Genomic DNA, 12,122 nt, shown 5'->3' with positions numbered 1-12,122 from the left:
AGGAGCGTTCGCTGACTCTAAGATATAAAAGTATAGATGTAGACAGATAATTTATAACTGGCTAACTACATGTTTATTTAATACGTATCACCAATAAAAAAGACCAACACTGAGGTTGGCCTTTCAAAATCAAGCTTGTTTTGATGGTTATCGAAACTGTTTGGCTTCTGGAAGATACTCAAAACCAGCAGACGCGAGCTTCGCGATCAATGCCGCTTTGTCGATTTCGTAGAAGTTGACCACTCGATCTAAATCACCGCCGAAGTCGTCACGAAGCTTCATGTTGACGATGCTCATCAACATCACTGGATCCATTTTTTCAAAGTTAGCGAGGTTCATATTAGTCCTCGAAATCTGAAATCAGTAAGTTAGCAGCGGCAAAGGCTGCACGTTCGCGAGCTTCTTTAGGAAGAGACTCATCGGCAGCAAGGTCATTCAATGTTTTTACTGCGCAGGTGATCGCTTTAGGGATATAGCCTTGGTCGCCACTGCCAATTTGAGAATACAGTTCACGAACCAAATCACAACAATCGTATACTTTCATTTTTATACCTAACCAAATGATAACTGATCTCAATATACACATAGAGATAAGCAAAAACAAAGTGGATCTGATCAAGTTCAGAGTTAGTTTGTCCTTGCTCAATATCTGACTTGGTTAGTTCGCTGCTTAGGCTTCTCTTTACTGATTTGTTTGGTATTTAACGATTAGCCAGAGACTTGTTGTTCAAGTTGATAGGTGACTTCATCAGCAAGGTTGAGTTGCTTCGCGAGCTCTTTTAGGTACGCCTTTTCCATGAAGTTCTGTTCGTCGGCCACAATTAAAGAGGCTAAGTAGATCTCACTCGCCTGTTGAGGTGACGTTGCCAGTTGAGCGATTTCGCTTGGGTCGAGTGGCTTGTGCAGTTCTTCAGATACCAATTTAGTCAGTTGATAATCAGCGCCTATATTCTCGACGGCTTGTTCTATCTTAGCCATCTCTTCTTCATCAACATGGCCATCAGCTTTAGACGCGGCTATCATCGATCGTAGAATCAGAACACTGTGGTTTGCATCATTTTCATCAAACTGAGCCTGTTCGACATTGGGAGTCTGCCCTTGTTTAGATTGGTAGTCGTTATAGACTTTATAAGCCAAAGCGCCCAGTGCTGCTGCGCCGCCAATCCCTGCCGCTTTCTTACCCATTTTCTTGGTCTTTTTAGAGCCCATTAACGCCCCTAACAGTCCACCACCAACAGCGCCAGCACCGAAGGCGCCGAGTGTACTTTTACTGCTACTCTTGCCATTACTGCTTTGAGAAAGGCCACTTAAACTAGAAGACCCTTGTGAAAGTTTCTGAGTACCTTGTTTAACGAGATCTGATTTAAGTGCTTGGTTCAGTAAGCTTTTGATATCCATCGATACCTCCAATGGTGAGCATGTCTAAAAAGTTGATGACATCAATATACGGACTGTTAGATGAACAGAGGATTAACTGACATTTCTTTACGTTAGGTGATTAATAGCAGGAACAAAAAAGGCTACCTAATGGCAGCCTTTCAATGTTTATCTAGTCAGTAATCGGATTACTAAGCTAGTTGAGCTTTAAGGTGCTCGATAACCGTGTCCATTGCGATAGCTTCTTTATCACCAGTGCGGCGGTTTTTGTATTCGAAGTTACCTTCGTCCATGCTGCGATCACCGATAACGATAGTGTGAGGAATACCCACTAGCTCGATATCTTTAAACATAACACCTGGACGTTCTTTACGGTCATCGAATAGAACTTCGATACCCATAGCTGTTAATTCAGCGTATAGCTTCTCAGCGGCTTCTTTAACGCGCTCAGATTTGTGCATGTTCATTGGTACGATAGCTACTTGGAACGGCGCTAGTGCGTCTGGCCAAGTGATACCGAATTTATCGTGGTTTTGCTCGATAGCAGATGCAACAACACGTGAAACACCGATACCGTAACAACCCATTTCTAGGATTACGCTCTTACCATCAGGGCCAAGCACGTTACAGTTCATTGCTTTAGAGTAAGTATTACCTAGTTGGAAGATGTGACCAACTTCGATACCACGCTTAAGTTGGATAGTACCTTGACCACATGGGCTAAGGTCGCCTTCAACTACGTTACGTAGGTCTTCAACTTGAGCAAGCTCTACGTCACGGCCCCAGTTAATACCGAAGTAGTGCTTACCGTCTACGTTTGCACCAGCGCCAAAGTCGCTCATTACAGCAACAGAGCGGTCAACGATGAATGGTAGCTCTAGGCCAACAGGGCCAAGTGAACCAGGACCTGCACCAACAAGTGCACGGATTTCTTCTTCAGAAGCCATCTCTAGTGGAGAAGCAACCTGTGGAAGGTTTTCTGCCTTCACTTCGTTAAGCTCGTGGTCACCACGGATGATTAGAGCGATGATATCTGCTTCTACTTCATCAGATGCTTTAACGAATAGAGTCTTAACGGTCTTCTCGATAGCTAGACCGTGTTGTTCTACAAGCTCAGCAATTGTTTTTGCGTTTGGCGTATCAACCAGTTCCATCTTTTGAGTTGGCGCTGCAACTTCTTCAGTAGGAGCTAGTGCTTCTGCTTTCTCGATATTTGCTGCGTAATCAGATTCAGAAGAGAATGCGATTAGGTCTTCGCCGCTTTCAGCAAGAACGTGGAACTCTTGAGAGCCGCTGCCGCCGATTGCGCCAGAGTCTGCCAATACTGGACGGTACTCAAGACCCATGCGGTCGAATGCTTTACAGTAAGCATCGTGCATCGCTTGGTAAGACTTTTCTAAGCCTTCTTTGTCGATATCAAAGCTGTATGCATCCATCATAGAGAATTCACGTGCACGCATTACACCAAAACGAGGGCGGCGCTCATCACGGAATTTAGTCTGGATTTGGTACAGGTTTAGAGGAAGCTGTTTGTAAGAGCTGATCTCGTTGCGTACTAGGCTCGTCACTACTTCTTCAGCTGTTGGGCTAAGAACGAACGGACGAGAGTGACGGTCTGTGAAACGAAGTAGCTCTGGACCCATCTTTTCAGAACGGCCAGTCTCTTCCCAAAGCTCAAACGGTTGAACTACGGGCATCAAGATTTCAACGGCACCTGCATTATCGATCTCTTGGCGAACGATATTTTCGACTTTACGCAGTACACGTAGACCAGTAGGTAGCCAAGTATATAAACCTGAAGCTAGCTTACGGATCATACCTGCACGTAGCATCAGCTGGTGGCTGATAACTTCTGCGTCGTTTGGAGTCTCTTTCAGAGTAGAAAGAAGGTAGTTACTGGTACGCATTCTATGGTATCCGTTTCATCATTGATAAAAGAAAACTTGCTGTCGTTCGTGACCACAGCAAATCTGATATAGCCGCATATAATATCAGCCTATTTGGGATCTCAAAAGCGTTCAATGTCAGTTACATTGATGAAAAGCGCCTCAACAACGAATTTCACGTTCAGATCGAACAAATTTACCGCATATTCCTTGTTGTCTGGCCTACCTTTCTTATAGGCAGGACGAGGATCTTGGCCTAATACTTCTTTGATCACCTGAATAATATGACGCGCTTGTGGGTGGCTTGCGAGCTTACTTTGTGCCTGTTGAGAAAAGTTAACTTCGAGTACCTTTGGCTCATCAGCGGCAAACCCTCCCAATGCATCAGGAATCGAATCGGAATAGGGAATATAAGGTTTGATGTCGATGATAGGCGTGCCGTCGACGAGATCAACACTGCCCAAATCCAACCAAGTTTGCCCCTTTTCTTGAGAGACACCTTTGAGCTCAACCGCAGACATGCCTATTCCATTCGGCCTAAAAGTGGCACGTGATGCGAACACACCTATGCGTTCATTTCCACCGAGTCGAGGTGGCCTTACTGTTGGTTTCCAGCCTGCTTCAAGGTTTTTGTCGAACAGAAATAGCAACCAAACATGGCTAAATTGCTCAATATCACGAACGGACTCAAGGCAGTTTGCTGCGTCAGTTAACCTAACTCTTGAGGTGGATGTGGGTACCAACCTAGGCTGCCTTGGAACAGCGAACTTCTCTTTATAAGGAGACTCAATAAAGCCAACAGGTTCAATGGTGTACATAGCAGGGCGTTCTCTGATTACGTTTAAGACGGGAAAATATCATAAAATCGCTTGCCTTTCTTTTGATAATAATTATCATTTGATATGTTATAACATATCAAATGAGTCATTTAAGGGAAATACAATGAAACCGAATATCCATCCTGATTACCGTCCTGTGGTTTTTCATGACACCAATATCGATGAGTACTTCTTAATCGGGTCAACGCTGAAAACAGACCGTACTATCGAATGGGAAGATGGCAATACTTATCCTTACTTCACGATTGAGGTGTCATCAAAGTCGCATCCTTTCTATACGGGTAAACAACGAGTGCTACATAAAGAGGGACGTGTAGCGAACTTTACTCGTCGTTTTGGTCAATTAGGTAAGGGAGCTAAATAGATGAAAGTTGTGAAATCACTTAAAAGTGCAAGAAGCCGTCACCCAGATTGCCAGATAGTAAAGCGCAGGGGACGTCATTATGTTATCTGCAAAACCAATCCGAGATTCAAGGCGGTTCAGAAATAGTCAGTCAAATTGATGTGACACGAGTGTAAAAACGAGGGGGAGGTCAAACTTCATTCATTTGTCTGTTTTCTTTTCCCTCGAGAAGAACCTTACAGAGTATCGTGTATTAATTTAGAGTATGGTGTGTTTTATTTTTAAGTGAATCAAAGGGTTACACTATTAGTTATATTTGTAGTGAATGGGTGCTTGTGAATTATAAATCTAGATATTGTATTTAATGTAGATTTATTTGCTAATTAATTGTTCAAATAGAGTTAAAAATCACCATTTGTTACACATTTTGTAACATTTTGAATTTCTAATTGATAATTTTGTCGCGTACCCTTCGCTGGCAATTTGAACATTTTTGTCACAATTGCATAGGAATCACTACAAGGAGGGAACTGATGAGTTCATCAGCTTCAATAAAAAACAACTCGCCAAAGAAACCTATTTTTACCCGTTTTCTCGATGGTGTTGAATATTTGGGGAACCTATTACCCCACCCAATCACTCTTTTCGCAATCTTCTGTGTCGCTATTCTAGTTACTTCAGGTATCGCTGGATATTTTGAAGTGTCTGTTATGGACCCTCGCCCAGAAGGTGCTCCAGGTCGTTCTGTTGACGGAATGATCTATGTTGTAAGCTTACTGAATGCTGAAGGCTTACAACTCATCGTAACGAATCTAGTTAAAAACTTTGTTGGCTTTGCGCCATTAGGTACCGTGCTGGTTGCAATGCTAGGTGTAGCAATTGCTGAGCACTCAGGTCTATTATCTGCTGCGATGCGTGGCATGGTAATGGGCGCATCTAAGCGCATGGTTACGGTAACTGTCGTTTTTGCAGGTATCATCTCTAACACGGCTTCAGAGCTGGGCTATGTAGTACTTATCCCGCTTGCAGCAATGCTTTTCCACTCTTTGGGTCGTCACCCATTAGCGGGTCTAGCGGCAGCATTTGCTGGTGTATCTGGTGGTTACTCTGCAAACCTTCTAATCGGTACGGTTGACCCACTGCTTTCTGGTATCACAGAAACAGCAGCACAAATGATTGACCCGACTTACAGCGTTGGTCCTGAATCAAACTGGTACTTCATGTTTGTTTCTACTTTCTTCATCGCTATTACAGGTGCATTTGTAACTGAGAAGATTGTTGAACCAAAACTGGGTAAATACAACGACGAAGAAGCGTCTGAAGATTTATCAAATGATTCAATGGGCAAGCTAACAGACGTTGAGAAGAAAGGCCTTAAGCTTGCGGGTATAGCAGTGCTAGCGGTTTCAGCCCTTCTTGCTTGGACGATTGTTCCAGCTGATGGTGTTCTACGTTCAGCAGCAGGTACGGTTTCAGGTTCTCCATTCCTGAAAAGTATCGTAGCGTTCATCTTCGTATTCTTCGCGGTTCCTGGTTTTGTTTACGGTAAAGTTACCGGCACAATGAAAACAGACCGTGATGTGATCGAGGCAATGTCTAAGTCGATGTCTTCAATGGGCATGTACATCGTACTTGTGTTCTTTGCTGCTCAGTTTGTCGCTTTCTTCAAGTGGACTAACTTCGGTCAAGTATTCGCAGTTGCAGGTGCTACTTTCCTACAAGATATCGGCCTAACGGGTCCAATGTTGTTCTTCGCATTCATCCTAATGTGTGGCTTCATTAACCTGATGATCGGTTCAGCTTCTGCTCAGTGGGCAGTAACAGCGCCTATCTTCGTTCCAATGCTAATGCTAGTAGGTTACGCACCAGAAACGATTCAGGCGGCTTACCGTATCGGTGATTCAACAACCAACATCATTACTCCAATGATGAGCTACTTCGGTCTTATCCTTGCGGTAGCGACGCGTTACATGAAGAACCTAGGTATCGGTACTCTGATTGCAACCATGCTTCCATACTCAATCGTGTTCTTGGTTGGTTGGAGCTTAATGTTCTACGTTTGGGTATTTGTATTTGGCCTACCAGTAGGTCCGGGCGCTGCAACGTACTACACGCCTTAGTGAGCAGTGATAAGTGAGTATTTGATTCGCTATCAACAGAATAAACTATGAGATACCAAAGAGCCTGCATTGATGTAGGCTCTTTTTATTGGAGCCTACAAATTATTGGAGCCTACAAACTTACAATCCCGCAAAACGATAGGTCACACCTAATTCAAATGACCAACCTAAATCTCGCTGGATCAAGTCGCTGTTGCTGTCGTGATGTATTAAGTCGGCTCGTGCGATACCAATCCAAGTGGGTGTGAACTCATAGAGTCCGATTAACCCTGCTTGATAGACAAAGGTTGACCCAGTATCAAACTGACTCAACCCTGAAGATGAAGCCTCCGAGTTAGAAATACCGTAAAGATGATTTGAGAGCTTTTTATCTCGATAGTCGATTTCTATGTAAGGCGTGATAGTGAGTGGCTGTGTCCAGGTTTCTAACGTTCTGCCTAAGTGGAACTGAACTTCGTAGCCATTATGTTCTGAAGTCACATCGTGTAAATAGGTGAGGCGTGCTCCTACCGTACCTAAGGTTACCCCTAGCTCTCCATTGCCATCTCTGTCTTGAATACCATTAGGCAGATCAATGAAGGTATCTGATACCTCAGCAAAGCGCCAGTTTCCTGATAGCCCCACATAAGGTAGCAGTTGCCAATTGGCTAGGCTGCCATCAATAAAGCCTTTCGGGCCGGAATAGAAGAGGTTGGGTGTTGCACCGAATTGAGGAGAACTTTTAGTGGAGAAAACACTTTCGCCGTAGGTGATGCTGCCTCCAATGATTCCGTATTCTTCATTGGCATAGCTTTCATCAGCAAACGAGGGTTGAGTGGTGCAAAAAAGAATGGATAGCGATAGGGCGATTCGACGAATCATAATCAATACTCCGTTATTGTAATAAATATCAAGAACGGAGTATGTCGATTAAAATTTCACTGAGCTTGTTGTTACCTAAAAGAGACTTTCTCAGATCTCTCTGGAGAAAAGGGGAAGGTTAACGCTTTGCTAACAGGCGATCGAGGTGGTTAGCAAACTCACGACGATCGGTTTGAGAGAGGGCACTTGGTCCACCCGTTTGAATACCACTTGAACGCATGGTATCCATAAAGTCACGAATGTTCAGGCGTGCTTTGATGGTCTCTTTAGTGTAAAGCTCGCCACGAGAACTGAGCGCTTGTCCACCTTTGGTGATCACTTCGTCAGCCAGAGGGATATCGGATGTAATGACAAGATCGCCGGGTTCGGTTCGTTTTACGATTTCATCATCAGCAATATCAAACCCGCTCGGTACTTGAATTGAGTGAATGTTATTGCGTTTAGGTACGGGAACCAGATGGTTTGCCACAAAGGTACATTCAACCCCTGTGCGCTCAGCTGCGCGTACGATTGTTTCTCGGATAACCTTTGGACAAGCGTCCGCATCAACCCATATCTTCATAGTGTTCTATTTCTCTGTTCGCTTATTTATTTTAATAGCTTCGTTTCTAGCGTGGCAACGCGAGCGGTCAGTTCTAGGATTTGCTTTTCCAGTTGGCTAACACGGTCTAGTGCTGGCTCTTCTTGTGTCGCGACTTCCACTTTAGGAACACGATTGGCGCTTTTCCAGCTCTTGATGGTCGTGATTAAAGCAGGCATTGGAACCGATGTACTCATGCGAGCTTTCACTAACGCAACGGTCGGCTCTTTGCCTTGTGCTTGCAGTCCTTCAAGCACCGATTTCAACTCTTCAGAAACATCTTTTGTCAGCATGTTGACCTCCATTTTTAGTCTTCAGTCATTTTACTCGCTCCGGTGGATGATAGCGAATCATAAAACATCCCATTGCGTGTGAGAGATCTCTTACAAAGGCTGTGAGATAACACGAATAGTAGCCTAGAGAGATTGATATGCATATGGTTAAGGTGTTGAATTTTAATTGTTTTATATAATTAACAACTCAGCTGGATTCAAAGTGTGATGTAAATCTATTGTCCGAAATCCTAAATCGCGTAGATTAAACCTTGTCGGAAGGATTCTGACACGGAACAGGAAAGCACCAAGGATTTGGTTATCTTCAGGATGAAGATTTGGTTACTTAGGATTGAGTGATCAAGCATGGAGCGTAAGGACATTGTAGGGATACAGTCAGTTAACAGGAAGTTAGCTGCAACGGAATGACAATGGACACCTTTAGGATTAAAGGGTTGGATTAGCATCAGGATGATGTAAAGGACACCGCTCACGGAACAAGTGATGTGCGCTAACTAGGATTGTTAGCTTTCAGGAAGATTGGACACCGCTAGGACGGCGAAGTAAAGGAAAGAGCTGAAGGATTACAGCCACTATTATGGATGATGCATGGAGCATTAATTAGTAGCCGGACTGCTGCGAGTAAGACCCTAGCCCTGACACTTCGGTGTCGGGGCTTTTCTTTTCTTGGCGTTTTTATCTAGGCGCTGCTCTTTATTTAAGAGCACTACATCTGCTTTCTGCTAATGGTCAACACAAGGAGTGTTTTATGACGATAGCAACCTCAAGAACGCTGTTGGTTCCTTATACCGAACAGCTACAACACGACTTTATCAAGTTGAATTGCTGCCCCATTAATCGTGCTGAAATGAATGGGCCGCACTCTATTGCCTCTGCTAAGCACTTATTTGAAGAGATACTGCAAGACAACGTCGGCTTCTGCCGTGCGATCATCCACAACCAAACCCGTGAATATCTTGGGCATGTCTTTGTTTCATCGGAAGAGGGTAAGCATGAACTTGGTTTTATTTTGGATAAAGAATACTGGAATCAAGGTCTTGCTAGTGAGGTGCTAAAACCTTTCTTTAGTTTGGTGTGTTTTGAAGAACGTCTAACGAATGTTGTCGCGACTGTAAATGTTGGCCATAACCCATCAATTAAATTATTGGAAAAATTAGGCTTTGCATTTAAAGAGACCAAACAAGATCAGTTTGGCCCTTACCATGAATATCTCTATACCGCGTATTGTGACGTTACATTCTATGAGGCTGTAGCTCAAACCGCATAGAGCGGAAGCCTACCATGGTCAGTTTGCCTTGGTACAGGTCATCACCTAAGGCTGAAAATTCAAATTGGTACACTGTATGCCAGCGCCAAATCGTGGTTAACTCATTGCGCATCTTAAGCTTATGACCACTGAAAGCAACACTCAACAATTGTAAATCCAGCTCTTTACACTTTCTCGCAATGGCAGCCTTCGCAAGCTCTGACTGCCTGCGCTGCTGCCAAAATAGAAAGCAAAAGAAGCACAGAAACAAAATAGCCAATAAGTTATCTATCATTTAATCCATACTTCCTTTTTATCTCTTCATTCCAATTGTGATTGTTGCGCTTTTTAATGAGCTATAGGGTGAATCTCTTTGTGAGCTTATTTAGCTTTCGCCGCTTGTTGCAGTTCAACCAGTGCGTTGGCAAGTTCTGGTGATGGATTTGAGTTCAGTAGCGGTAAAAATACCATTCTCAGAGTTGGAATCATTACTAAATCTGCAAATAACTGATTGAACAAGTTTTGGTTACCCGTTTGTGCGAGACGCAGCAAGAATTGCTCAGCAATCGCTGGATCTTGCAATGCGTGCCAGCTACGACCAGCCAAACCAATTAATACCTCTTGGTGACTTAAGCGTGGGCTCGCCAGAACCTGGTTAATTACGGCATTCGTTGTGTTTTGCTCTGCACCAGAAAGGGCACGAACCAACGCAGACAGTAAAAACAGATCCGGTTCTTGGCTATTAATCTCGCTTTCAGCCATCTCTTGTAAGCGTTGAGCCAGCTTGTCATTGATTTGCGTGTGTTCAAGTGCCCCTAGTGTTGCGTATAGAGGTTCTGATGGCAGTTTGTTCAATGCTTTACGAATCGCGACACCGTTTTGCTGGCTGCCTAGGCGAGCACATATATCGGTGATGCCTTGAAGACCAACAGTTTTCCAGTTGTCCCAGCCTAGATCGCCAGTGAAGTAGTGTTGAGCGTGTTCGTAGTATTGGCTCGTCGCCAGGTCTAAACCGGCTCTTACTTGGCTATGGAACACGGCCATCTTGTCTTCTGAAGGCTTAAACGTGTAGGGGTTGTTAGACAGCTTTTGTTGTTGCTCTTCGCTGATTTCGCCGTTTAAACGTGTGCCCATTGCTTCGATAACAAACTTAAGGAAGTTACCTACATCGCCTTGATGTAATAGGCCTCTTTCGTCCAGTTTAAACTTTAGGAACCAAATCCAAGGTTGCTTGTGTTCGTTCCAGTAACTAATGGCTAAGTGAGCTTGTTTCTGAAGTGGAAATGGGTACGGCTGTTTCCCTTGCTCAACATCAGAGAATAAGGTGTTGTCGATCTTCTGAATGCGACGACCTAGGTCGTAGATATCGTATTGGCAACCGCTATTCTTTAGTAACTGAGTGAGCGTGTGAATCGTTTCCATAGTAATAAAGCTCCTAACTTTCTTTCCTAAATAGATGGTACTCTATGCCCCAATTTCAAGGTCACTAGATAAATAACTTGGTGAAAAATGACAGCTGCCACAAAGTTACCTCCTTTACTTCAACAATTAGAACAACAAATGCGCCAATGTTCGCTGTGGAGTGATGTTCCACCTTCGGATGAAGCTCTGGCGAGCGTTGAGCCTTTTGCTATTGATTCTCTGCAGCCAGAAGAGTGGTTGCAGTGGATCTTTATCGTTAAGATCAACGCAATGATGGATGCGAAAATGCCCCTACCGAAGGGCTTTTCTATCTATCCTTATTTTGGTGAAGTTTGGAAAAATGAGGCAGACAAACTCGAACTGCTAGTGACGATTCAGAGCATTGATGAGGTATGTGCGTAATGTTAGAGATCATTTATCAAGATGAGTATTTTGTCGCGGTGAATAAGCCCGCTGGCATGCTAGTTCACCGCTCATGGCTGGATAAACACGAAACGCAATTTGTTATGCAGACATTGCGTGATCAAATTGGTCAGCATGTATTTCCATTGCACCGTTTAGACAGACCGACATCTGGTGTGCTGGTGTTTGCGCTATCGAGTGAGGTTGCTTCACAGGTGATGCCAATGTTCGCTAATCATGAGATGCAAAAAACCTATCATGCGATTGTCCGTGGTTGGATAGAAGAGGGTGATACGCTTGATTACGCACTTAAGGTTGAGCTGGATAAGATCGCGGATAAGTTCGCCAAAGAAGATAAAGAAGCACAAGAGGCAGTGACGGTTTATGAACCACTAGCAAAAGTGGAAGTACCCTATTCAACAGGTCGTTTTCCAACAAGCCGTTACTGCTTGGTTGAGATGATGCCAAAGACAGGCCGTAAACATCAGTTACGCCGTCATATGGCTCATCTAAGACACCCGATTGTGGGTGATACTTCACATGGTGATGGTAAGCACAACCGACTGTTCCGTGATGATTTAGATTCGCACCGTTTATTGTTGCACGCTTCTGAACTTCGCTTTATTCACCCTTTCACAAAAGAAGAATTGGTGATGAAAGCTAGTCTAGATGAAACTTGGCTAAGGCTGTTTGAAACCTTTGAGTGGGATACCGACTTAATCGATGCTCAAACTTGCTTGTCTAAGTAAGTCA

16 protein-coding genes are annotated in these 12,122 nt (G+C 43.9%); 6 read left to right on the top strand and 10 right to left on the bottom strand.

Going from position 1 to position 12,122, the window contains the following annotated elements:
* Positions 1-147: 147 nt before the first annotated feature.
* From OCV56_RS12275 to tsaA, 5 genes are all read right to left on the bottom strand, one after another.
* The gene (locus OCV56_RS12275; RefSeq protein WP_004738555.1) at positions 148-339 is read right to left on the bottom strand and encodes a DUF4250 domain-containing protein; all 192 of its coding nucleotides are present in this window, start codon (positions 337-339) and stop codon (positions 148-150) included.
* A 1-nt stretch (position 340) separates the two neighbouring features.
* Positions 341-544: a YaeP family protein gene (locus tag OCV56_RS12270; protein ID WP_008222923.1), complete on the bottom strand. Its 204-nt coding sequence runs from the start codon at positions 542-544 to the stop codon at positions 341-343.
* Between the two features lie 164 nt (positions 545-708).
* On the bottom strand, positions 709-1,398 hold the full coding sequence (locus OCV56_RS12265; RefSeq protein ID WP_086715217.1) for a tellurite resistance TerB family protein: 690 nt from the start codon (positions 1,396-1,398) through the stop codon (positions 709-711).
* Between the two features lie 170 nt (positions 1,399-1,568).
* Entirely contained in the window at positions 1,569-3,284 is a 1,716-nt protein-coding gene (locus OCV56_RS12260; RefSeq protein WP_086715215.1) for a proline--tRNA ligase, read from the bottom strand.
* Positions 3,285-3,385: 101 nt separating this feature from the next.
* Complete coding sequence (tsaA, locus tag OCV56_RS12255; RefSeq protein WP_086715213.1) at positions 3,386-4,081, bottom strand: tRNA (N6-threonylcarbamoyladenosine(37)-N6)-methyltransferase TrmO; 696 nt, start codon at positions 4,079-4,081, stop codon at positions 3,386-3,388.
* 124 nt (positions 4,082-4,205) lie between these two features.
* Between tsaA and OCV56_RS12250 the strand changes: the two genes are divergently transcribed.
* The 3 genes from OCV56_RS12250 (at position 4,206) to OCV56_RS12240 (ending at position 6,565) form a co-directional block, all read left to right on the top strand.
* Positions 4,206-4,466, top strand: a complete 261-nt coding sequence (locus tag OCV56_RS12250) for a type B 50S ribosomal protein L31 (protein WP_086715210.1) — start codon at positions 4,206-4,208, stop codon at positions 4,464-4,466.
* Positions 4,467-4,592: a type B 50S ribosomal protein L36 gene (gene ykgO / locus OCV56_RS12245; protein ID WP_086715209.1), complete on the top strand. Its 126-nt coding sequence runs from the start codon at positions 4,467-4,469 to the stop codon at positions 4,590-4,592.
* A 386-nt stretch (positions 4,593-4,978) separates the two neighbouring features.
* Positions 4,979-6,565, top strand: coding sequence for an AbgT family transporter (locus OCV56_RS12240; protein WP_086715207.1), 1,587 nt, complete (start codon positions 4,979-4,981; stop codon positions 6,563-6,565).
* A 120-nt stretch (positions 6,566-6,685) separates the two neighbouring features.
* On the opposite strand, the gene OCV56_RS12235 is transcribed toward OCV56_RS12240, so the two are convergent.
* The 3 genes from OCV56_RS12235 to OCV56_RS12225 form a co-directional block, all read right to left on the bottom strand.
* A complete protein-coding gene (locus OCV56_RS12235) occupies positions 6,686-7,426 on the bottom strand; it encodes a MipA/OmpV family protein (RefSeq protein WP_086715205.1) in 741 nt (246 codons plus the stop codon).
* A gap of 118 nt (positions 7,427-7,544) precedes the next feature.
* Complete coding sequence (locus tag OCV56_RS12230) at positions 7,545-7,988, bottom strand: YaiI/YqxD family protein (RefSeq protein ID WP_009847429.1); 444 nt, start codon at positions 7,986-7,988, stop codon at positions 7,545-7,547.
* Between the two features lie 26 nt (positions 7,989-8,014).
* Positions 8,015-8,299: a hypothetical protein gene (locus OCV56_RS12225; protein WP_086715203.1), complete on the bottom strand. Its 285-nt coding sequence runs from the start codon at positions 8,297-8,299 to the stop codon at positions 8,015-8,017.
* Positions 8,300-9,047: 748 nt separating this feature from the next.
* On the opposite strand from OCV56_RS12225, the gene OCV56_RS12220 reads away from it, so the two are divergent.
* The gene (locus tag OCV56_RS12220; RefSeq protein WP_086715201.1) at positions 9,048-9,566 is read left to right on the top strand and encodes a GNAT family N-acetyltransferase; all 519 of its coding nucleotides are present in this window, start codon (positions 9,048-9,050) and stop codon (positions 9,564-9,566) included.
* Here OCV56_RS12220 and OCV56_RS12215 read toward each other — a convergent pair.
* A complete protein-coding gene (locus OCV56_RS12215) occupies positions 9,532-9,840 on the bottom strand; it encodes a DUF3301 domain-containing protein (protein WP_086715199.1) in 309 nt (102 codons plus the stop codon). The two genes, OCV56_RS12220 and OCV56_RS12215, sit on opposite strands and share 35 nt — an antisense overlap.
* An 86-nt stretch (positions 9,841-9,926) precedes the next feature.
* Entirely contained in the window at positions 9,927-10,967 is a 1,041-nt protein-coding gene (locus tag OCV56_RS12210) for a DUF3549 family protein (RefSeq protein WP_086715198.1), read from the bottom strand.
* A gap of 87 nt (positions 10,968-11,054) precedes the next feature.
* Between OCV56_RS12210 and OCV56_RS12205 the strand changes: the two genes are divergently transcribed.
* The gene (locus OCV56_RS12205) at positions 11,055-11,369 is read left to right on the top strand and encodes a YqcC family protein (RefSeq protein ID WP_086715196.1); all 315 of its coding nucleotides are present in this window, start codon (positions 11,055-11,057) and stop codon (positions 11,367-11,369) included.
* Positions 11,360-12,118 carry a tRNA pseudouridine(65) synthase TruC gene (truC, locus tag OCV56_RS12200; RefSeq protein WP_086715194.1) on the top strand — a complete coding sequence of 253 codons (759 nt, stop codon included), beginning with the start codon at positions 11,360-11,362 and terminating at the stop codon, positions 12,116-12,118. The genes OCV56_RS12205 and truC overlap by 10 nt, the downstream gene beginning before the upstream one ends.
* The last annotated feature ends 4 nt before the right edge of the window (positions 12,119-12,122 follow it).

It is taken from the genome of Vibrio gigantis (assembly GCF_024347515.1).
In the GTDB taxonomy this organism is placed as follows: domain Bacteria; phylum Pseudomonadota; class Gammaproteobacteria; order Enterobacterales; family Vibrionaceae; genus Vibrio; species Vibrio gigantis.
Note: the sequence above shows the minus strand (reverse complement) of the source record. Positions and strands in the feature narration are given on the sequence as shown.